Source organism: Halomonas cibimaris (assembly GCF_055379665.1).
On the sequence record NZ_AP043828.1, the window covers coordinates 1,286,625 to 1,307,200 of the forward strand.

Consider the following 20,576-nt stretch of genomic DNA (forward strand, 5'->3'; position numbering starts at 1 on the left):
GCAGGAAAGGCAGCCACAAAAAAGGGCTTACGCCGTAGCGTAAGCCCTTTTTCTGATGTTGGTCGGAATAGCAGGATTCGAACCTACGACCTCTGCCTCCCGAAGGCAGCGCTCTACCAAGCTGAGCTATATTCCGAAATGCTGCCGGCCGTTACGGCCAACTGGTGGGCTACTATACGCCGCTCGCAGCGCTTTATCAAGCGTTTGTTGTCACGCGGCGACGATCCCTTTATGCCGTGCGCTCTACTGCGGTACGGGCCAGCGTGGCCATGGTGTCGCGAAATTCGCTTGCCGGCAAAACGTCCAGCTGAGCCAGTGCCTTGGCGGCCATGTCTTCTGCCCGGGCGCGGGTATCGTCCAGCGCGCCGGTGGCGTGGACAATTTCAAGCACCGCGTCGAGCCGGTCAAGCCCGCCCTTGCGGATGGCCTGGCGGATCAGCTTGGCCTGTTCCGGCGTGCCTTTGGCCATGGCACGCAAAAGCGGCAGCGTCGGCTTGCCTTCGGCCAGATCATCGCCGACGTTTTTGCCCATCGCCCCGGCGTCGCCCTGATAGTCGAGCAGATCATCCATCAGCTGAAAAGCCAGCCCCAGGTAGCGGCCGTAGCGCGTAAGCGCCTCTTCCTGTTCCGGGGTGGCCCCGGCGATGACGGCGCCGGTTTGGGTGGCCGCCTCGAACAGCTGGGCGGTCTTGCCTTGAATGGTGGCGAAGTAGTCGTCTTCGCTGATCGACGGGTTGCCGATGTTGGTCAGCTGGCGCACTTCGCCTTCGGCGATGATGCAGGTCGCAGCGGAGAGGATTTCCATGATGCGCATGGAGCCTACGTCGACCATCATCTGAAACGAGCGCGAGTAGAGAAAATCCCCCACCAGCACCGAAGGCGCGTTGCCCCAGGCGTCGTTGGCGGTTTGCTTGCCCCGGCGCAGGTGCGACTCGTCCACCACGTCGTCGTGCAAAAGCGTGGAGGTGTGCATGAACTCGATCAGCGTGGCAAGGGTTACGTGCTTGTCGCCGCCGTAGCCCAGCGCGCGCGCGGCCAGCAGCACCAGCAGCGGGCGCAGGCGCTTGCCGCCGCTGTCAATGATGTAGCCGCTGATGGCCTCGACCAGCGGCACCCGTGAGCTTAGCTGCTGGGTAATGGTGCGGTTGACCGCGGCAAAGTCATCGGCCACCGCCGCGTGCAGCGGGGAGGAACTGGCAGGCGTACAGGCGGAGGTGTCGGTGGTCATGGATTGTATTCATCGCGGCAGGTGAAGACGGCAAAGCCGCCGGGTGATGTGTGGCTTATGCTATGGGGCCGCCTGCCGGGCGTCAAGGCAGTACCGGCGCGTTCCGGAGGAGGTTTTTTTTGATCGGCCGATGCGTTTGCGCCGTGGCAGCGTGCCAAGGGCGTGGTAGGCTCACAGCGGCTGGGTGGCAGCGGCGCATGGACAGCGCGCCGGTCCCGCCGGCCCACAAGCGTATTGAAGTGCCCTTCTGGAGAAGGGCGGTAACGATGCGGGTGCAGAAAACGAGCGTTGAAGCGCCTGCCAGGGAAACATGAGGGAACATGATGCAAGGAGCTATAAAGGCCGTTGCTTTGGCGGCAGCCGTCACCGCGCTGGCGGGCTGTTCTTCCTACCAGCAGCGCAGCCAGATGGAGGCGTTCAACGCCTCCTGGGTGCAAGGGGATTATCAGGCAGCCGCTGAGGCAATGAAGGCCAAACCCGGATTTGGCGGCGCGAAAAAGGCAGAAGACAAGCGCCTTCTGCAAGTGCTCCACCAGGCCGAAGCCAAGCGAATGCTGGGCGCCCACGCCGAGGCCGTTGCGCTTTACGATGAAGCCGAGGCGGGCATGAAACTCGATGACACCTCGGGGGTGGCGTCCAATCTGCTGGAAGGCGGTATGTCCGTGCTGATCAACGACGCGGAGCGTGACTACACCCCGATGCTTGCCGAGACCGTGCTGGTCAATACCTACAAGGGGCTGTCTTTTTTGCAGCAAGGCCAGCGTGATCTGGCCCGCATCGAGTTCAATCGCGCTGACGACCGCACCCGGCGGGCAGTCGCCTCGTTTGCCGATGAGATTGCCGCGCAGCAGGCCGCACTGAAAGACGGTGACAGCGCCGAGCAGGCATCCATCAGCGACAGCCTGGAAAGTGACGCCCTGCAGCAAAGCGTGGCTCAGCACTACGGCAGCACCTCGCAGTGGAACGTCTATTCGCAGTTTATCGTGCCGGCGTCTACCTACCTTCACGGCCTCTTCTTTCTGGCCAGCCGGGACAGCGGCGACCTGGACAAGGCCAGCGTGTCGCTTTCGCGCGTCGCCGATATGGCGCCGGGCAATAAGGCACTGCGCGCCGATGCCGAGCTGGCCGAGGCGCTTGCCTCCGGCAGGCAGTCGCGGCAACGCCTGACGCCGCAGGTCTGGGTGCTGTACGAAAACGGCCTGGGCCCGGTGGCCAAGGAGACGCGCTTTGATGTGCCGCTGCTGCTTTTCCACGGCAACAGCTCCGTTCCCGCCTATACCGGCATTGCCCTGCCGCGCTACAGCAATCGCACGGCCAACCGCGACACGCTGGCGGTGCAGGCCGACGGCAGCCCGATTGCGCTGGAAGCGTTCTCGCCGATGAGCAAAGTGATCAAAACCGAAATGCAGTCGCGCTTTCCTGCCGTGCTGGGCCGGGCGGTTGCCTCGGCGGCAGTCAAGGCGCTGGTGCAGAAAACCGCAGCCGACGAGATGGGGGCCGTGGGCCAGCTAGGCTCTGCGCTGTTTGCAGCCACCACCACGCGGGCGGATTTGCGCAGCTGGCAGGCAACGCCGGCGCACTGGGAGGCGACGCGTTTTGACCGCCCGGCCTCCGGTGCGCTTGCGCTGAGCACCGAGGCCGGCCCGCTCGGCGAGCTTACCTTGCCCGACTGGCCGTATACGCTTGTCTACATCAAGCGCCCAAGCCAGCAGGGGCCGGCGCAGGTATCGCTTATTGACCTGCAGGGCGAGCAGCCCGGCGAGCAGCTGACTCTGGGCGCCGTGCCCGCCGTGGCCAGCCGCTAAGCGTTTTTCCATACCGCGGCTGTTACCTGGCCGCGCTGCTGCGCTGCCTTTTAGCGTGTAGCGCAAACGCATCATCGCAATAGGGAAGTGACGTCATGAAGTATCTGTTAATGGTGGCCGGCCTGGCGCTGGCGCTAAGCGGCTGTGCCACGCAAACGCACTATGTCGACACGGACAACGACCAGGGAAGCGTCAGCATGTCGCTTGACTACCGCGACTTTGAACGTGCCGCGGCGGCCTCGGTGGACTCCATGCTGGCAAGCGGCGCGGTGGATAACCCCAACGGCGGGCGCTACGTCATGGTGGTCAGCCGCATCGTCAACGACACCATGCAGCGCCTGGACACCGACCAGCTGGTCAAAAAGATCCGCGTGGATCTGCTGCGCTCCGGCCGGGTGGTAACCACCACGGCCGTGGGCATTGACGGCGCCGAGGACGAAATGAACATGCTGGCGCGCACGCTGCGCGATTCGGAAGAGTTTGATCAGCGTGGGGTGCAGCGCAAAGGCACGCTGCAGGCGCCGGATTTGAGCCTGTCCGGGAAGATTCTGCAGCGCAACCGCCAAGTCGGCGGCGATCAGCAGGTGGAATACTACGTGCAGCTGTCGCTGACGGATCTGGCCTCGGGGCTGGCATTCTGGGAAGACGAAACCCAGGTCATCAAACGCGGCTCGGCGGCCTCGGTTAGCTGGTAAGCATCAAAGGGACGATTATGAAACGTGTTATACAAAGTGTCGCGTTGACCTGCTGGGTGCTGGCGCTGCCGGCGGCGTGGGCGCAGGACCAAGCGGTAGCCGAGCAGGCCAGCGCGTCGCAGCAGCGTGCGGCCAGCACCCCGCCGTCGCCGTTCATGGCGGTAGGCGAGGTGTCCAGAAGCGACGAAAAAATCCAGGCGTTTCTCAACGAAAGGGGCTGGGTGCAGGGCGAGTCTCCCAATAACCCCGCCGGCGGCACCCTGGTAGTCGCCAGTCAGGATATCGCCGTCGACCCGACGAGCATTGATTTTAGCCAAGCGCGGCTGATTGCCACCGAAGAAGCGTTTTTGCAGGCAATGGGCGAGCTTGTCGCCCAGGACTCGGTACGCGTGGGCAAGACCATGGCCGACCGCTTCATGCAAAACGGCCTGCCGCAGGAAGTGGAAGACACCACCAGCCTCAAAGCCCTGGGGAAGGCCCTGTCGAGCCGTCTGGCCGAGGCCTCGGTGCAAACGCTCAACCGCGTGATCGAGGAGCTGGGCGGCGATACCGGCAACCTGCCGCAGCTCAACATAGCCGAGCGTGAGCAGCTGCTTTTCGACGAGTTCGTCACGCAAACCACCTGGCAGGCCATGGGCGAGCTGTCCGGTATCGGCATCTTCGGGGTGATCGAAGAAGTCGGCGGAGACGGCCCCGTCAACAACGGCCGCGTGACGGTTGTCGTGGTGAAGTCTGACCGCTTCAGCGAGTTTGGTCGCCAGCTGCGCACCGGTGACGTCGCACCCGGCCAGGCCATTCCGGTAGATCAGATCCAGCAGCGCCTAAAGCCGCAGATCGAAGCCGGCGAGCCGATGCTGGGCTACTTTGGCGTGCAGCCCATTGCCGATGCTCAGGGGCGCTACGGGCTGATGGCCTTTGGCACCGGCGCACCGGCCCTGGTGCGCGGCGCCATGGATGAGTTCGAGATCAGCGCCGAGCTTGAAGCGGCACGTTCCAGCGCGCAGCTGATGGCGGACGGCTGGCTGGCGCAGTTTGCCACCATGACCGTGCAGGGCCAAAAGAAAAGCTCCCGGCGCAAACTGCGTGAGCGCGTGCAGGAAACGCGGGCCGACGGCACCGCGCGTGAGTTCAGCGCGTCAAACGTCGGCCGCATGGTCAACAACGTGCTGCGCTCGGAAGCCCAGGCGCACCTGCAGGGCGTGCAGACCGTTGGCCAGTGGAACGCCACGGATCCGACTACCGGCCATCCTTATCTGGGGTATGTAAAGTACTGGTCGCCCGCCACCTCAGCCAAGGCGCAAGGGCTGGGCGCTGCCAAGGCGTCGCAAGAGCAGCCGGATAGCGCCGGCGGGAAAGACGCCGGCGGCGTGGCGGAAAGCTCGCGCGCTACCGGCGCTTTCGGAGAGTGGTAATGCGTGCCGCTGTTTTGCTGCTGCTGGGCTGGCTGATGCTCGGCCTTGGCGTATCGGCGCACGCCGGCGTACAAACGCGCACCGTGAGCGCCGAGAGCACCGGCGCCACCCGGGAAGAAGCCATCTTCAACGCCCTGGGGGAAGCGGTGCGCCAGGTGCACGGCGGTCAGGTGAACGCAAGCCGTGAGCTGCGCCGCTCCATGGAGCGGCTGTCGGTTCGCGATGGCAGCGGGCGTGAAGCGAGCGTGACGCACCGGCAACAAACCGCCAGCGCCACACAGGTAAAAAGCGACGGGCTGATCAGCGGCTATCGCGTGGTCAGCGTCTCCCCGGCCGCCGGCGGCGGGCAGCGGGCGCGGCTGAAGGTGCAGCTGCCGGTGTACCGTGTGCCCGGCAGCGGCGCCCAGGCCAATCGGCGCCGGCTGGCGGTTTATCCGGTGGAGGTGGATGCAGCGTCGCTGCGGCTCAACGGGCAGGTGCAAAGCGCCGGCGACGTGTCACGCCGTTTGACCCAGTCGCTGGTGCGTGCATTGGTGAGCGCGCGGCGCTTTAACGTGCTCGACCGGGACATGCGCAGAGCCATCGCCGCCGAGCAGCGCTTTGTGGCATCCGGGCGTGCCGGGCTTGCCCAAAAAGCCATGCTCGGCCGCGAGCTGGGAGCTGACTATCTGCTGACGGCCCGTTTGACCGGGTTCGATATGGCGATGAAAGAGATCAGCAATCCGATTACCGGCGAGCGCTCCCGGCAGGGCGAAGGCGTCGCCACTCTGGAAGCGCGGGTGGTGATTCCCGCTACCGGGCAGGTGATGTGGAGCCATACGCTGACCGCCTCACCGGCGGCGCTGGGCGTGGATGCGCCGGCCGGCGGCGGGTTCGCGCAGCAGGTCTACGACCGCCTGGGCGATGAGCTGACGTTTCAGGCCCTTAACGTCATCTATCCGCTGCGCGTAGTGGAAAGCGAGCCCGGCCGGCTGGTCGTCAACCAGGGGCAGGGCATGGTTCGGCCGGGCCAGCGCTGGGCCGTTTACGATATTGGCAAAGCCTATAAGGATCCGTATCACGGCGAAACGCTTGGCGCAAACGAAACCTGGCAGGCCGAGGTGGAAGTGACCCGCGTCGCACCGAAGGTGGCCTATGCCCGCGTGGTGAAAGGCAGCGTTTCGGGCAACGGGCAGGTGCTGCGCCGCGTGGATGCCACCGGCCACGCCACGCGTGAAGCCGAGCGCGCGGCACAGCGCGGCACGCGCAAGCGGGTGTGTCTGCCCATGGACCCGTGCTAGACGCACAGCGGCAAGTGCCAAAGGGCAAGGGGCCAAAGAGCGGAAGGCAAAAGGCAAAGCGTTTGTGGTGGCCGTGCCAGTTCGCTATAATGCGCGCCCGCTTGTCATGCTCCCTGTCAGATGGCTGCCAAAAGAGGCGCCACTCGCCGCAGGTCGATTGTGCGCGTATCGAACAAGAGCCAGGCGCGATGAGCCGGGCGGTACGCCGCCATTAAAATCCGTTTCGGAGACAGACATGTACGCAGTAATCAAAAGCGGTGGCAAACAGTACCGCGTTCAGGAAGGCCAGACGCTCAAGCTGGAAAAGCTGGAGCTGCCCACCGGTGACGCCATCGAGTTTGACCAGGTGCTGCTGGTAGACGACGGCAACGAAGTGAAAGTGGGCACGCCGCTGGTCGGCGGTGCCAAGGTTACCGCCGAAGTGGTCGACCACGGCCGCGGTGACAAGGTCAAAATCATCAAGTTCCGCCGCCGCAAGCACAGCATGACCCGCCAGGGCCATCGCCAGTGGTATACCGAAGTCAAAATCACCGGAATTTCCGCGTAAAGGCAATTCCCCAAAGGAGGATTTGATCCATGGCACATAAGAAAGCCGCCGGTTCCACGCGTAACGGTCGCGACAGTGAATCCAAACGCCTCGGCGTGAAACTCTTTGGTGGCCAGGCGGTAACGCCGGGCAACATCATCGTGCGCCAGCGCGGCACCAAGTTCCACGCCGGCACAGGCGTTGGCATCGGCAAGGACCACACCCTGTTCGCCCTGGGCGAAGGCGTGGTCAAGTTCGAGACCAAAGGCCCGAAGAACCGCAAGTTCGTCAGCGTCGTTTCCGCCTGAGCGAAAGCGCTGCCTGCGAAGACAAAGCCCCGCCACGGCGGGGCTTTTTTGTCTGCGTCTGCCTTGTTGAACTCAGGCGCAGGCCGCAAAATGCCAGAGATGCCGGCCAGGCATCCTTTGCGACAACCGGCGGCGAGAGCGGCCAGGAGCAACAACCATGCAGTTTCTCGATGAAGCCTCGGTCATTGTCGAGGCGGGAAATGGCGGCAACGGCTGTTTGAGCTTTCGCCGCGAAAAATACGTGCCCAAGGGCGGGCCGGACGGCGGCGACGGCGGCCACGGCGGCAGCGTGCAGCTGATCGGCGACGACTCGCTCAATACCCTGATCGATTTCAAATATCAGCGCTTTTACAAGGCGGAAAACGGCCGCCCCGGCCAGGGCCGCCAGATGAGCGGCCGCGCCGGCGATGACCTGCACGTCAAGGTGCCGGTGGGCACCACGGTGATCGACGAAGACACCCTGGAGGTGATTGCCGACGTCACCGAGGCCGGCCAGGTGGTGCTGGTGGCTCAGGGCGGCCGCCGTGGGCTGGGCAACATCCATTTCAAATCGTCGACCAATCGCGCCCCGCGGCGCACCACGCCCGGCACCGACGGCGAGCGGCGCAACCTGCGCTTTGAAATGAAGGTGATGGCCGACGTGGGGCTTCTGGGCCTGCCCAACGCCGGCAAGTCGACGCTGATTCGCGCGGTCTCGGCGGCCAAGCCCAAGGTCGCCAACTACCCGTTCACCACGCTTGTGCCCAACCTCGGCGTGGTCAAGCTTGGCCTGCACGAGCACTTCGTGATGGCCGACATTCCCGGGCTGATCGAAGGCGCCTCGGAAGGCGCGGGGCTGGGGCTGCGCTTTTTGAAGCACCTCACGCGCACCCGTCTGCTGCTGCACGTGGTTGACGTCGCGCCGTTTGACGAAACCGACCCGGTTGAATCCGCCCGGGCCATTGCCCGAGAGCTTGAGCAGTTCTCCCCGGCGCTGGCCGAGCGCCCGCGCTGGCTGGTGCTCAACAAGTTTGACCTGCTGGCCGAGGACGAGCGCGACGCCCGCGCCAAAGAAATCGTCGAGGCGCTGGGCTGGGAAGGCCCGGTATTCTGCCTTTCGGCCATCAGCCAGGACGGCACCCGGCCGCTGGTGCAGGCGGCCTACCGCTGGCTTGACGAGCAGCAGCGCCTGGAGTACGAAGACGAAACCGCCCGCGCCCGCGAGCAGGATATGCGCCGGCGTATGGAAGAAGAGGCCGTGGCGCGCACCGAAGCCCGGCTGGGCCGCAAACGCAAGCCCCGGGACGAAGACGATGATGACGACTTTGACGACGACGATTACGACGTGGAAGTGGAATACGCGCCCTGACGGCGCCGCCTTGTGCGGGGCGACAGGCGAAGGAGGGGTGCTGTGAGCCATGAACAGCCCGGGCGCGAGGCGCTCTCCCGGGGGCGCCGGGTGGTGGTGAAGATCGGCAGCGCGCTTTTGACCAATGACGGTCGCGGGCTGGATGACGTGGCCATCGGCCGCTGGGTTGATCAGATCGCCGCGCTGCACCGGCGCGGCGTGGAGGTTGTGCTGGTGTCGTCCGGCGCGGTGGCGGCGGGCATGCTGCGGCTGGGCTGGCAGGCGCGCCCCAGCGAAGTGCACGAACTGCAGGCCGCCGCCGCCGTGGGGCAAAACGGCCTGACCCAGAGCTACGAGCTGCACTTTGCCCGCCACGCGATTCTCACCGCGCAGATTCTGCTGACCCATGACGATCTTTCCAACCGCAAGCGCTACCTGAACGCGCTATCGGCCTTGCGCACCCTGGTGGACATGCGCGTGGTGCCGGTGGTCAACGAAAACGATACCGTGGTCACCGACGAAATCCGCTTTGGCGACAACGACACCCTGGGCGCGCTGGTGGCCAACCTGCTGGAAGCCGACGCGCTGCTGCTGCTGACCGATCAGGAAGGGCTGTTTGACGCCGACCCGCGCCACGACCCGAGCGCCAAATTAATTGCCGAAGGCCGCGCCGACGATCCGCGGCTGGCGGCGGTGGCCGGCGACGGCGGGGCGCTTGGGCGCGGCGGCATGAGCACCAAGGTGCGCGCGGCCAGGCTGGCTGCGCGCTCCGGCGCGGTGACGGTGATTGCCAGCGGCCGCGAGCCGGATATCCTCACCCGGCTGATGGACGGCGAGACGCAGGGCACGCTTTTGCGCCCGGTGCAGGCGCCGCTGGCCGCGCGCAAGCGCTGGCTGGCCGGCCAGCTCAAGGTGCGCGGCACGCTCGTTTTGGACGCCGGCGCGGTGAAAGTGCTGCGCGAGCGCGGCTCCAGCCTGCTGGCGGTCGGCGTGCGCCGGGTGCAGGGCACCTTTCGCCGTGGCGATATGGTAGCTTGCGTAGACGAGCAGGGCGCGCTGGTAGCCAAGGGCCTGGCCAACTACGGCGCCGACGAGGCGCGCCGTATTGCCGGAAAGCCCAGCCACCAGATCGAGGCGCTTTTGGGCTACGTGGAAGCGCGCTCGCTGGTGCACCGCGATAACCTGGTGGTCGTGCGCGCGGCGGAGTAGTCTGGCCTTGGGACGAACAGGAGAGTGACAGCGATGACGGAACCATCTCTGCAGCAGGTCTTGGGGGAAGACGTCGCCGATCTGCGCCGGCGTTTTAACCAGCTTTATATTGCCGTGGAGCAGAGCCCGGCCGCCACAGCGATTACCGATGCCAACGGCTATATCGAGTTTGTCAATCAGCGTTTTTTGCAGATCACCGGCTACCGCCGCGATGAGCTGCTGGGGCAAACGCCGGCGCTGATTCAGTCAGGGCAGACGCCCAATGACGTATACGACACGCTGTGGGCCACGCTGCGCGCGGGCAACGTGTGGCAGGGTGAGCTGCTCAACCGGCGCAAGAGCGGCGAGCTTTACTGGGAGGCCCAGACCATCACCCCGGTAAAAGACGCCGCCGGCAAGGTTGTAAGTTTCGTTACCGTAAAGGAAGACATCACCCTGCGCCGCGAACAGGAGCGTGAGCTGCGCCTGATGGCGGCGGCGTTTGATACCGGCCAGGCCACTTTCATTACCGATGCCGATATGATCATTCGCCGCGCTAACCGCGCGTTTACCGAGATCACCGGCTACCGTGACCACGAAGTTATCGGTAAAACACCGCGGCTGTTCAAATCCGGCCGGCATGACCGCGCTTTTTACCGGCAGCTATGGCAAAGCCTGCGGGATACCGGCCACTGGCAGGGAGAGATCTGGAATCGCAACAAAAACGGCGATATCTATCCGCTCTGGCAGTCGATCACCGCAGTACCCGACGATCCCAGCCAAGTGCGCCACTACGTCTCCGTGTTTCATGATATTGCCGAGCGCAAGCGCCTGGAGCGCGAGCTGAAAGCCCGGGCCATGCATGATCACTTGACCGGCGCGTACAACCGCCGTGCCTTTGACGATGCGCTGGCGCGTTACGTAGCGGAAAGCGCCCGGGACCGCGGCGTATTTTCCCTGCTGATGTTTGATATTGATCACTTCAAACAGATCAACGATATCTACGGGCACGCCCAGGGCGACGTGGTGCTCCAGCAGCTGGCCGGACGCATCGAGGGCTGCCTGCGCGCCAGCGACGTGTTTGCCCGCTGGGGCGGCGAAGAGTTTGCAGTGCTGCTGCACGCAACGGACCGCAGCGGCGCCTGGCGGCTTGCCGAACGCATCCTGAATGCCGTGCGCCAGCGGCCTCTGGGCCAGCACAGCATTACCGTCAGCATCGGCGTGGCCGAGTACATTCCCGGAGAAACCCGCCGGGCGCTGGTAAGCCGTGCCGACCAGGCGCTGTATGCGGCCAAGCGTCGCGGGCGCGATATGGCCGTTGCCTCTTCGTTTGTGCCGGTACGATACTGACGGGCCAGCAATATCGCCCTGCCAACAACAACGTTCCGGAACCGGCTGCCCGCGCTGATGGGTACCGGGCCGGATGGAGATAAGGAGCCTGCGGCATGTGCCGGTCAATGCCAGAATGCACAAAGCCGAAAAGCACTTCCCCCAGCAGCGACGAGGCGACGGCAAACGTATTCGCCCAGGCAAACGAAGCGCTGATCATCACCGACGCCGATAACCGCATTACCCACGTCAATCCTGCGTTTATCGAACTGACCGGTCTATCGCTTGAAGACGTCTACGCCACAACGCCGAACGCCTTTCTCCTGTTTTCCCGGGACGCAGGCGACGGGGCGGCGCTGGTCGAAGACGAGGTGCGCCGGTACGGCACGTCTCGCTGCCGGGTGACCTACCGCCGCCGCGACGGCGAGCGCTATCCGGGCGTGATGTCGGTGAAAGGCGTGCGCAATGCCCTGGGCACGCTGGTGCGACACGTGATCGTACTGGCTGATCTGTCCCTGGTTTCCCAGATGCGACCGCCCAGCTGCGATGTCGACTACGATGCGCTTACCGGGCTGCCCGGCTTAAAGCTGCTTACCCGGCTCATTCAGGACGCCATCGAGCATGCCGACCGCAGCGGCCAGGCGCTTGCCGTTTGCACGCTGGATATCGATTTTTTCAGCCGGGTCAACGAAACGTTCAGCCGCCGAGTGGGCGATGGGCTGCTGACCGATTTCGCCCGGCGCATCGGCCAGCTGCTGTGCGATGATGACGTGCTGGCCCGCGTAGGCGGCGATGAGTTTGTTCTGCTGGTGCGCCAAAACGCCGACGAGGCGTTTTTTCAGCGGCTGCTGGCGGTTATTCGCAAGCCGCTGATGGTCGAAGGGAAACGCTTGTATCTGTCCGCCAGCATGGGTGTGACCCGATACCCGGCGGACAAAGCCCAGGGCGATGTGCTGCTGCGCCACGCCAACCAGGCCATGTATCGGGCCAAGCAGCGCGGCCGGGACAGCTTTCATATATTCGACTCAGAGCACGACCGTTGGCTGCAGGTGCGTAACGAGCAGCGCCAGCGGTTTTTTGATGCGCTGGAAAACAACGAGCTGCGCCTGCACTACCAGCCCCAGGTGGATCTGCAAAGCGGCCGCGTGATCGGCGTGGAAGCGCTGATACGCTGGCAGCATCCTGACCGCGGCCTGCTGTCGCCGGCGGCATTTTTACCGATCATTGACGGCACCCTGCTTGAAGTGGATCTTGGCGAATGGGTGCTTGACGCTGCGCTGCGCCAGCTCGCCGACTGGCATCAGGCAAACAAAGCGCTTGCGATCAGCGTCAACATCAGCCCCACGCACCTGCTCACCCAGCGCTTTACCGAGCGGCTTGGCGAGCTGCTGGCGCGCTATCCGCAGGTATCGCCTGCGCTGCTCAAGCTGGAAGTGCTGGAAAGCGCTGCCCTGCACGACATTCAAACGGCGCTGGATACCATGGCCCGCTGCCGAGCGCTGGGTGTGAGCTTCGCCGTGGACGACTTCGGCACCGGGTTTTCCTCGCTGACCCATCTGCGAAAGCTGCCGGTCAACCTGATCAAAGTGGATCAAAGCTTTGTGCGCGATATGCTGGTTGATCCTGACGACATGGCGATTGTAGAAAGCGTTATTTACATGGCCAACCGTTTTTGCCACCCCATGATGGCAGAAGGCGTGGAAACGCTGGACCACGCCCGGGCGCTGATGTCGCTTGGCTGCATGCTGGCGCAGGGATACGGCATTGCCCGGCCCATGCCCCCGGAAGCGCTGCCCGAATGGCTGCTGCAGTGGCCGCTGCGCCGTGAATGGCGTGATATCACCGCAGCGCCCGTAGCGTAGATGACACCCGAGCACGGTAGCCGTTGACATGCCAAGCATTGACGTGGTGGTTCATCTGACCTATGAGGAATGCTTGGGGTATTACCACGGCGGCTTTGCCAACGTGCGCACCCGCAGCCTGGACGGCCGGCGAGTGGTGTTCCCTGCCGATGCGCTGCGCCGTGTGGTCCGCCGCGACGGTGTACACGGCGTTTTTCGCCTGACGTTTTCACCCGGCGGACGATTTCAGCGCATTCAGCGGCTGACGCGCGCCTGAGGCCGGGCATTCCGCCGGGCCGTCAACCGGAGCTGTACGATGATTCAACTGCACCATCTGGAAAAATCCCGCTCCCACCGCATTGTGTGGCTGCTGGAAACCCTGCAGCTGGACTACGCGCTGGTGGAATATCGGCGTACGGCCGACGGCCTGGCGCCCGAGGCGCTCAAACGGGTGCATCCGCTGGGCAAGTCGCCGGTGATCACCGACGGCGAGCAAACCGTGGCCGAATCCGGCGCGATTATCGAGTACCTGCTGGCGCGCTACGGCGAGGGCCGCTGCCAGCCGGAAGCGGACGATGCCGCCGGCTGGGTGAACTATCGTTACTGGCTGCACTACGCGGAGGGCTCACTGATGCCGCTGCTGGTCATGCAGCTGGTCTTTGGCCAGCTGCCCAAGCAGTCGCCGTGGCCGGTGCGGCCCGTGGCCAAGGGCATCGACAAGGCCGTCAATCAGCGCTTTCTGACGCCGCAGATCAAACAGCACCTGGCGATGATCGAAGCGCACCTGGCACGCCACGGTGCGTTTGCGCCGGGCTGGCCCAGCGGGGCGGATATCCAGATGAGTTTCCCGCTGCAGGCCCTGGCGCTGACGCATGCGCTGGGCGATTATCCGGCCATTGATGCGTTTTTGCAGCGCATTGACGCTGAAGTCGCCTGGCAGCGGGTGGTGGAACGTGTCGGGCCGGTCAGCCTGCCCGGCTGACCGGCTTTGCGCTTCAGGCGCCGGCAAAGCTGCCGGCGTTGAGCCACATGTGCACCGCGATACTGGCGATGTAGCCCAGCAGAATAACCGGCATCCAGCGCAGATGGCCCATGAAAGTGTAGGCCCCGCGCGCCTGGCCCATAACGGCCACACCCGCCGCCGAGCCGATGGACAGCAGGCTGCCACCGACGCCTGCGGTCAGGGTGATCAGCAGCCAGTGGCCCTGGGACATATCCGGCTCCATGGTCAGCACGGCAAACATGACCGGAATGTTATCCACCAGCGATGACACCGCACCCAGCGTGATGTTGGCCCAGGTGGCGCTCCAGCCGCCGTAGAGGGTTTCTGACAGCAGGCCCAGATAGCCCATAAAGCCAAGCCCGCCGACGCACATCACCACGCCGTAGAAAAACAGCAGCGTATCCCACTCGGCCCGGGCGACCCGGCTGAACACGTCAAACGGCACCACGCTGCCCAGCTGGGTCAGTTTTTTGTTGTCGCCCCGGCGGCTGTAGCGCTCGCGCTTGCGCTCAAGCGAGCGCGGCAGGCTGCGGCGCAGGTAATAGCCGAAAAACTGCAGATAGCCAAGGCCTGTCATCATGCCCAGCACCGGCGGCAGATGCAGCAGCGTATGGCACAGCACCGCGGTGGTAATGGTCAACAAAAACAGCAGCACGATGCGCCGGGCCCCGCGCTTGAGCCATACGTCTTCGTAGACGCTGCCGGGCTTTTCGCGCTTGATAAACAGGCTCATGATGATCGCCGGCACCAAAAAGTTGACCAGCGACGGCACAAACAGAATAAAAAACTGCTGGAATTCCACCAGCCCTGCCTGCCACACCATCAGCGTGGTGATATCGCCAAACGGGCTGAACGCACCGCCGGCGTTGGCGGCCACTACAATGTTGATGCACGCCAGGTTGATAAAGCGCTTGTCGTTTTCCGCGACCTTGGTGACCACCGCGCACATCAGCAGTGCGGTGGTCAGGTTGTCGGCAATGGGCGAGAGCACAAAGGCCAGCCCGCCGGTCAGCCAGAACAGCGAGCGATAGTTAAAGCCCTTGCGCAGCATCCACGAGCGCAGGGTATCGAAAACGCGCCGCTCTTCCATGGCGTTGATGTAGGTCATCGCCACCAGCAAAAACAGCATCAGCTCGGTAAATTCCAGCAGCGTCTCGCGAAAGGCGCTCTCTGACTCGGCGGACATGCCGTTTTGCACGTAGACCCAGCCGATCAGCCCCCAGATGATGCCCGCCGCCACCAGCACCGGCTTTGACTTGCGCATATGGATTTTTTCTTCGGCAATGACCAGCAGATAGGCAAGCACGAAGATAGCGACGGCCAACAGCCCGATGCCTGAGCCGGTCAGGTCAAGCTCGCCGCTGATGGCCTGAGCGGGCAGGCTGGTGAGCAGCAAAGGCACAAGCAACAGAAAAAGCCAGCGGCGCGATAGACGCGGCTGGCGCAGAAGCGAAAACGGCTGAGACATGACGACGTTTTTCCTTACGGTCGGACATCGGGAGGGGTGTAGAAACGTTCCTGATGTTAGCAGCCGGGGAGCCAATAAGATATGTTAGAAAAGCGAACGATAAGCGGCATGGAACGCGCCCGTTCGGTGATTTTTTAAGAAGTTAGCCCTTTTGGGTATAGTTATTTCACAGCTGATGGCGTAGATCTGGACGGCCGCGCCGAAGAAAGCGCGCGGATTTCCGGCGGTTACAAAATAAAACAATAAAGCGGGCCGGCAGCGTCAAGTTTTCCAGTCCCGTGCCGATGTACTACCCTAGACAGCCATCAGGCGCCGCAAGCCTGGGTAATGAACACGCACAAGCATCCTGCTGATTCAAGCGGGGCGGCCATAACGGGCAGAGGCGCGCGGCGCAAGACAGCAAACATGTTGCGCGCGGTGCTTCACCGCGCCGCAAAAAGGAAGGCTTGAACTATGGGTACGATTTCATCGCTAGGCATTGGCTCGGGCCTCGACCTTAACGGCCTTTTGGATCAGCTCAAGGACGCAGAGCGCGAAAAACTCAAGCCCGTCGAGCGCCAAATCGCCAACCAGGACGCCAAAATATCGGCCTTTGGCAAGCTTGAAGGCGCGCTTTCCAAGCTGCAAGACGCCGCCGAAACGCTTGGAGAAAGCGAGCTTTACTCCAGCCTCTCTGCCAGCGTCAGCGGCGATTCCGCAGGCGCGGCGGCGGGCAAGGAAGCCATGCCCGGCAGCTACCGGATCAACGTCGAGACGCTTGCCTCGCGCGGCACGCTGGCTTCCAAGAGCGTTGATAGCGTCGAGACGCCGTTGACCGGTAACGCCGAGGAAACGCTGTCGCTGAGCTTTGGCAAGAGCGCCAACGATACGACGATGAAAATCGCTGCGGGAAGCTCGCTTGAAGATATTCGCGACGCCATCAACGCCAACGAAGACGCCGGCGTTGATGCTTCCGTCATTAACGACGGTACCGGCTATCGTTTGGCGCTAAGCTCGCGGGAAGCCGGCGCGGACGCCTCCATCACCAACTTTACCCTGAGCGGGCTAACGGCCGATAGCAACCCGGTCGAGGATGGCGGCACGCTGCAGGCCGGCACCGACGCCAAGCTGAATGTCAACGGCATCAGCATCACCAGCCCCAACAACCAGGTTGAAGATGCCATCCAGGGCGTTACGCTCAACCTCAAAGAGACCGGCGAAACTACGGTAACCATTGAGCAGGATACTCTGGCCGTGCGCGAGGCTGTAAACGGTTTTGTAAAGGCCTACAACAGCCTCAAGGAAACCACCGCCAGCCTGACTTCGTTCAACGCCGAAACCGGCCAGGCCGGCGAGCTCAACGGCGACAGCACCGTGCGCATGGTGGAATCCCGCCTGCGAGGGCTGGTCGGCGGCGCCGGGCAGTCCGGCGGTGACTTCTCTTTGCTCAGCGATATCGGCATAGCGCTGGACAAGGACGGCACGCTCTCGGTTGAAAGCGACAAGCTCGACGACGTTATTGCCAACAACCAGCAGGCGCTGGCCGACTTTTTCTCCGGTACCGACGGCGCTGAAGGATTTGCCACCCGGCTTGGCGGCTCGGTAGGTCAGATGCTGGGCGACAACGGCGCAGTACAGGGCGCTATCAGCGGCGCCGAAAGCCGGGTGGACTCGCTGGGCAACCGCTACGAGCGCATGGAACAGTCGGTAGACCGTACCATCTCGCGCTATCGCTCCCAGTTCAGCCAGCTGGACGGGATGATCGCCGAGATGAACCAGACCAGCTCTTATCTGACCCAGCAGTTCAATGCGCTGGATGCGCAGATGAAGGCCGGCGGTTAACCCGACCCGCCAGCCCAGGACAAGCCCCGCCGGCGGGCGCTGGTCAGTGTGAAAAGTGCGTGCTAGACTACGCCATCCTCTCAGACATGCCCGTATAGCAGGCGGCCAAGCGTCGACCTGTTACGCTGTTGGTGAGCGGCAGCGCTGTGCTTTGGCAGCGCTATTTTTCCAACAGCCCTAATTTCAACAGCTCCATTTTTTAACAGCTTTATTTTTTTAACAGCTCTATTTTGAGCAACTCTATTCTCCAAGGAGATACCCTGTGGCGAACACCAAGCAAGCCCGTAAGCGCGCCCGTCAGGCCGAACAGCGTCGTGCCCTGAAATCCAGCCAGCGCAGCATGGTGCGTACCTACGTCAAGCGTGTGCTCAAGGCCGTTGAAACCGGCGATCACGCCAAGTCCATGGAGGCGTTCCAGCAGGCGCAGCCGGTGATCGACCGCATTGCCGACAAGGACGTGCTGTCCAAGAAAAAGGCCGCGCGCCTGAAAAGCCGCCTGAACAAGCGCATCAAGGCGCTGGCAGCGTAAGCCGGCAGACGCCTGCGAAAAAACCGGCTGCGGCCGGTTTTTTTGTGCCTGAAACAGCCATCCCTTCGACCGGCAAAACGCCAAGCCAAAAGGCATGCCATGAGCACAGATACCTCGGCTAACGCCGCCCCTTCGCGCAAAGGGCTAATGGGCTCGGGGCTGGTGGTCAGTACCATGACGATGCTGTCGCGGGTCATGGGGCTTTTGCGCGACGTAGTGATCGCCGCGCTGCTGGGCGCCGGCAGCGGGGCGGATGCGTTTTTCGTCGCCTTCAAGATTCCCAATTTTTTGCGCCGCCTGTTCGCCGAAGGGGCGTTTAACCAGGCGTTTGTGCCGGTGCTGTCGGAATATTCCGCCCGGCGCACCCGGGAAGAGGTGCGTGAGCTGTTAAACGCCACCGCCGGCAGCCTGGGCGCGGTGCTGGCGCTGTTGACGGCGCTGGCCATGCTGGCCGCGCCCTGGCTGGCGTGGATCTTTGCCCCGGGCTTTGGCCGCGACCCCGAAAAGCTTGCGCTGACGGCGGACATGCTGCAGCTGACGTTTCCCTACCTGCTGCTGATTTCGCTGACAGCGTTCGCCGGCAGCGTGCTCAATACATGGGGCCGTTTTGCCGTGCCGGCGTTTACCCCGGTGCTGCTTAACCTGTCGCTGATTGGCGCGGCGCTGTTGCTCACTCCGCTGATGGACGTGCCGGCTATGAGCCTGGCCTGGGGCGTGCTGATCGCCGGGGCGGCGCAGCTGGCGTTTCAGGTGCCGTTTCTGGCGCGGCTGGGGCTTTTGCCGGTGCCCTGGCCGAACTTTGCCCATGCCGGCGTCAGGCGTATTCTGCGCCTGATGGCGCCGGCGCTGTTCGGCGTGTCGGTGTCTCAGATCAACCTGCTGCTGGATACCGTGCTGGCCTCGCTTTTGGCCGCCGGCAGCGTGTCGTGGCTGTACTATTCGGATCGCCTGGTGGAGCTGCCGCTGGGCGTGTTCGGCGTTGCCATTGGTACGGTGATTCTACCGGCGCTGTCTCGTCGCCATGCCGAACAGTCAGCCGCGCACTTTTCCGCGATGCTCGACTGGGCCGTGCGCATGGTGCTGCTGCTGGGCCTGCCGGCGGCGCTGGCGCTGGCGGTGCTGGCCGAGCCGCTGCTGATTACGCTTTTCCACTACGGCGCGATGACCGATCAGGACATCCACATGGCCGCGGTGAGCCTGCGCGCCTATGCGCTGGGCCTGCCGGCGTTCATGCTGATCAAGGTGCTGGCTCCGGGCTTTTTTGCCCGTCAGGACACCAAAACGCCGGTAAAAGTAGGTATTGTGGCCATGGTGGCCAACATGGCGTTTAACCTTGTGCTGATCTGGCCGCTGGCCCATGCCGGGCTGGCGCTGGCCACGGCGCTGTCGGCCTTTTTGAACGCGGGCCTGCTGGCGTTTTTGCTGCGCCGCTGCGGTGTGCTGGTGTTTCAGCCCGGCTGGGGGCGCTTTGCCGTGCAGCTGCTGGGCGGCTGTACGCTGATGGTCGCAGTGCTTGGCTTGCTGGTGCCCGGGGTGCCGGCCTGGTTTGATGCCGGGCTTACCTGGCGGGCGGCCTGGGTGGCGCTGCTGGTTGCCGCTGGCATGGGGGTATATTTTGCCTGGCTTACGCTGCTGGGCCTGCGTTTTCGGCATTTGCGGATGCACGGCTAGCGCCGGCCAAACGCTGGAACGCAGCGTGCGGTGGGGTATAATCGACGGTTTCACGTCGCGATAAATCATCAAAGGCTTGAGTGGCATGCGCGTCCTACGAGGTTTGCACAATATAACGGCGTCCCATCGGGGTTGCGTGGCAACCATCGGCAATTTTGACGGCGTGCACCGCGGCCATCAGGCGATTTTGCAGCAGTGTCGCGAGCACGCCGCACGGCTTGGCGCGCCGCTTGCCGTCGTCGTGTTTGAGCCCCAGCCCCGGGAGTTTTTCGCCGGCGACCAGGCCCCGCCGCGCCTGACCCGGCTGCGTGAGAAAGTCCGCCTGCTGCGTCGCCAGGGCGTGGACCAGGTGCTGTGCCTGCCGTTCAACGAGGCCCTGCGCAGCCTGACCGGGCGCGAGTTTATCGATAGGGTGCTGCTTGCCGGCCTTGGCGTAAAGCACCTGGTGGTGGGTGACGATTTTCGTTTTGGCTGCGACCGCCAGGGCGATTTTGCGCTGCTGGAAAGCGTCGGCCGGGAGTGCGGCTTTGGCGTTGAGCACACCCGCAGCTTTGAGATAGAAAACCAGCGCGTCTCCAGCACCCGGGTGCGCACGCTGCTTGCCAGCGGCAACTTTTGCGCCGCCGCTCGGCTGCTGGGCCGCCCCTACAGCCTGGACGGCCGGGTGGTGCGCGACCAGCAGCTGGGCCGTACCATCGGCGCGCCTACGGCCAACCTGCCGCTTTTGCCGCGCCCGCTGGCCCTGCGCGGGGTGTTTGCCGTGGTAGCCGAGCGCGAAGACGGCGCGCGCTATGCAGGCGTGGCCAACGTCGGCTTTCGCCCCACGGTGGGCGGCACCAAGCGGCCCACGCTGGAAGTGCACCTGTTTGATTTTGACGGCGATCTGTACGGCCGGCGGATGACGGTGATCCCCTGTGCGCGGCTGCGCGGCGAGGTCAAGTTTGCCGATTTCCAGGCGCTGAAAAACCAGATTGCCCGGGACCAGGCCGCTGCGCGGCGTTATCTGGCCGCGACCTCTCTGAACACAGACAGCGCGCTACCGCTGGCGTCGGCGCCGCTTGAGGGGCAGGCTGCGCTGTCCGATCCTTTTTCCCTTGATTCTTCCTCGGCGGGTAATGCCGCCGACGCTAACGACGGCTGACCGG

18 protein-coding genes and 1 tRNA gene are annotated in these 20,576 nt (G+C 63.8%); 16 read left to right on the top strand and 3 right to left on the bottom strand.

Going from position 1 to position 20,576, the window contains the following annotated elements; genetic code table 11:
• Positions 1-59: 59 nt before the first annotated feature.
• Positions 60-136: transfer RNA gene (locus ACZ415_RS05995), tRNA-Pro, on the bottom strand.
• 93 nt (positions 137-229) lie between these two features.
• Positions 230-1,228 carry an octaprenyl diphosphate synthase gene (ispB, locus tag ACZ415_RS06000; RefSeq protein WP_344704012.1) on the bottom strand — a complete coding sequence of 333 codons (999 nt, stop codon included), beginning with the start codon at positions 1,226-1,228 and terminating at the stop codon, positions 230-232.
• A gap of 320 nt (positions 1,229-1,548) precedes the next feature.
• Between ispB and ACZ415_RS06005 the strand changes: the two genes are divergently transcribed.
• The 12 genes from ACZ415_RS06005 (at position 1,549) to ACZ415_RS06060 (ending at position 13,921) form a co-directional block, all read left to right on the top strand.
• A complete protein-coding gene (locus ACZ415_RS06005) occupies positions 1,549-3,033 on the top strand; it encodes a COG3014 family protein (protein ID WP_344704014.1) in 1,485 nt (494 codons plus the stop codon).
• A gap of 95 nt (positions 3,034-3,128) precedes the next feature.
• A complete protein-coding gene (lpoB, locus tag ACZ415_RS06010; protein ID WP_344704015.1) occupies positions 3,129-3,728 on the top strand; it encodes a penicillin-binding protein activator LpoB in 600 nt (199 codons plus the stop codon).
• Positions 3,729-3,745: 17 nt separating this feature from the next.
• A complete protein-coding gene (locus tag ACZ415_RS06015; protein WP_344704017.1) occupies positions 3,746-5,140 on the top strand; it encodes a DUF6844 domain-containing protein in 1,395 nt (464 codons plus the stop codon).
• Positions 5,140-6,420, top strand: coding sequence for a CsgG/HfaB family protein (locus ACZ415_RS06020; RefSeq protein WP_344704018.1), 1,281 nt, complete (start codon positions 5,140-5,142; stop codon positions 6,418-6,420). The genes ACZ415_RS06015 and ACZ415_RS06020 overlap by 1 nt, the downstream gene beginning before the upstream one ends.
• A gap of 235 nt (positions 6,421-6,655) precedes the next feature.
• Positions 6,656-6,967 (top strand): 50S ribosomal protein L21, encoded by a 312-nt coding sequence (rplU, locus tag ACZ415_RS06025; protein WP_344704020.1) that lies wholly within the window; start codon positions 6,656-6,658, stop codon positions 6,965-6,967.
• Between the two features lie 29 nt (positions 6,968-6,996).
• Positions 6,997-7,254, top strand: coding sequence for a 50S ribosomal protein L27 (rpmA, locus tag ACZ415_RS06030; protein ID WP_344704022.1), 258 nt, complete (start codon positions 6,997-6,999; stop codon positions 7,252-7,254).
• A gap of 157 nt (positions 7,255-7,411) precedes the next feature.
• Positions 7,412-8,602, top strand: coding sequence for an Obg family GTPase CgtA (gene cgtA / locus ACZ415_RS06035; RefSeq protein WP_344704023.1), 1,191 nt, complete (start codon positions 7,412-7,414; stop codon positions 8,600-8,602).
• A gap of 42 nt (positions 8,603-8,644) precedes the next feature.
• Positions 8,645-9,790, top strand: a complete 1,146-nt coding sequence (proB, locus tag ACZ415_RS06040) for a glutamate 5-kinase (protein WP_344704025.1) — start codon at positions 8,645-8,647, stop codon at positions 9,788-9,790.
• Between the two features lie 33 nt (positions 9,791-9,823).
• A complete protein-coding gene (locus ACZ415_RS06045) occupies positions 9,824-11,119 on the top strand; it encodes a sensor domain-containing diguanylate cyclase (RefSeq protein ID WP_344704027.1) in 1,296 nt (431 codons plus the stop codon).
• Between the two features lie 107 nt (positions 11,120-11,226).
• Positions 11,227-12,960 (top strand): putative bifunctional diguanylate cyclase/phosphodiesterase, encoded by a 1,734-nt coding sequence (locus ACZ415_RS06050; protein WP_344704029.1) that lies wholly within the window; start codon positions 11,227-11,229, stop codon positions 12,958-12,960.
• 28 nt (positions 12,961-12,988) lie between these two features.
• Entirely contained in the window at positions 12,989-13,216 is a 228-nt protein-coding gene (locus ACZ415_RS06055) for a DUF2835 family protein (protein WP_344704031.1), read from the top strand.
• A 39-nt stretch (positions 13,217-13,255) separates the two neighbouring features.
• On the top strand, positions 13,256-13,921 hold the full coding sequence (locus ACZ415_RS06060) for a glutathione S-transferase (RefSeq protein ID WP_344704033.1): 666 nt from the start codon (positions 13,256-13,258) through the stop codon (positions 13,919-13,921).
• Positions 13,922-13,934: 13 nt separating this feature from the next.
• Here ACZ415_RS06060 and nhaD read toward each other — a convergent pair whose 3' ends face one another.
• On the bottom strand, positions 13,935-15,410 hold the full coding sequence (gene nhaD / locus ACZ415_RS06065) for a sodium:proton antiporter NhaD (protein WP_344704035.1): 1,476 nt from the start codon (positions 15,408-15,410) through the stop codon (positions 13,935-13,937).
• 453 nt (positions 15,411-15,863) lie between these two features.
• On the opposite strand from nhaD, the gene fliD reads away from it, so the two are divergent.
• The 4 genes from fliD to ribF all read left to right on the top strand — a co-directional run bounded on the left by fliD (position 15,864) and on the right by ribF (position 20,572).
• Positions 15,864-17,231 carry a flagellar filament capping protein FliD gene (gene fliD / locus ACZ415_RS06070; RefSeq protein ID WP_344704037.1) on the top strand — a complete coding sequence of 456 codons (1,368 nt, stop codon included), beginning with the start codon at positions 15,864-15,866 and terminating at the stop codon, positions 17,229-17,231.
• Between the two features lie 262 nt (positions 17,232-17,493).
• Positions 17,494-17,760: a 30S ribosomal protein S20 gene (gene rpsT / locus ACZ415_RS06075; protein ID WP_344704039.1), complete on the top strand. Its 267-nt coding sequence runs from the start codon at positions 17,494-17,496 to the stop codon at positions 17,758-17,760.
• Between the two features lie 99 nt (positions 17,761-17,859).
• The gene (murJ, locus tag ACZ415_RS06080; RefSeq protein WP_344704041.1) at positions 17,860-19,431 is read left to right on the top strand and encodes a murein biosynthesis integral membrane protein MurJ; all 1,572 of its coding nucleotides are present in this window, start codon (positions 17,860-17,862) and stop codon (positions 19,429-19,431) included.
• A gap of 85 nt (positions 19,432-19,516) precedes the next feature.
• Entirely contained in the window at positions 19,517-20,572 is a 1,056-nt protein-coding gene (gene ribF, locus ACZ415_RS06085) for a bifunctional riboflavin kinase/FAD synthetase (protein WP_344704044.1), read from the top strand.
• Positions 20,573-20,576: the final 4 nt, after the last annotated feature.

Excerpts from the sequence above, each read along its gene's own strand:
- ACZ415_RS06020 (WP_344704018.1), top strand. The coding sequence starts at position 5,140 with ATGCGTGCCGCTGTTTTGCTGCTGCTGGGCTGGCTGATGCTCGGCCTT.
- rplU (WP_344704020.1), top strand. The coding sequence starts at position 6,656 with ATGTACGCAGTAATCAAAAGCGGTGGCAAACAGTACCGCGTTCAGGAA.
- ACZ415_RS06050 (WP_344704029.1), top strand. The coding sequence starts at position 11,227 with ATGCCAGAATGCACAAAGCCGAAAAGCACTTCCCCCAGCAGCGACGAG.
- ACZ415_RS06055 (WP_344704031.1), top strand. The coding sequence starts at position 12,989 with ATGCCAAGCATTGACGTGGTGGTTCATCTGACCTATGAGGAATGCTTG.
- ACZ415_RS06060 (WP_344704033.1), top strand. The coding sequence starts at position 13,256 with ATGATTCAACTGCACCATCTGGAAAAATCCCGCTCCCACCGCATTGTG.
- ACZ415_RS06045 (WP_344704027.1), top strand. The coding sequence starts at position 9,824 with ATGACGGAACCATCTCTGCAGCAGGTCTTGGGGGAAGACGTCGCCGAT.
- lpoB (WP_344704015.1), top strand. The coding sequence starts at position 3,129 with ATGAAGTATCTGTTAATGGTGGCCGGCCTGGCGCTGGCGCTAAGCGGC.
- fliD (WP_344704037.1), top strand. The coding sequence starts at position 15,864 with ATGGGTACGATTTCATCGCTAGGCATTGGCTCGGGCCTCGACCTTAAC.
- murJ (WP_344704041.1), top strand. The coding sequence starts at position 17,860 with ATGAGCACAGATACCTCGGCTAACGCCGCCCCTTCGCGCAAAGGGCTA.
- rpmA (WP_344704022.1), top strand. The coding sequence starts at position 6,997 with ATGGCACATAAGAAAGCCGCCGGTTCCACGCGTAACGGTCGCGACAGT.
- ribF (WP_344704044.1), top strand. The coding sequence starts at position 19,517 with ATGCGCGTCCTACGAGGTTTGCACAATATAACGGCGTCCCATCGGGGT.
- ispB (WP_344704012.1), bottom strand. The coding sequence starts at position 1,228 with ATGACCACCGACACCTCCGCCTGTACGCCTGCCAGTTCCTCCCCGCTG.
- nhaD (WP_344704035.1), bottom strand. The coding sequence starts at position 15,410 with ATGTCTCAGCCGTTTTCGCTTCTGCGCCAGCCGCGTCTATCGCGCCGC.
- ACZ415_RS06015 (WP_344704017.1), top strand. The coding sequence starts at position 3,746 with ATGAAACGTGTTATACAAAGTGTCGCGTTGACCTGCTGGGTGCTGGCG.
- cgtA (WP_344704023.1), top strand. The coding sequence starts at position 7,412 with ATGCAGTTTCTCGATGAAGCCTCGGTCATTGTCGAGGCGGGAAATGGC.
- ACZ415_RS06005 (WP_344704014.1), top strand. The coding sequence starts at position 1,549 with ATGATGCAAGGAGCTATAAAGGCCGTTGCTTTGGCGGCAGCCGTCACC.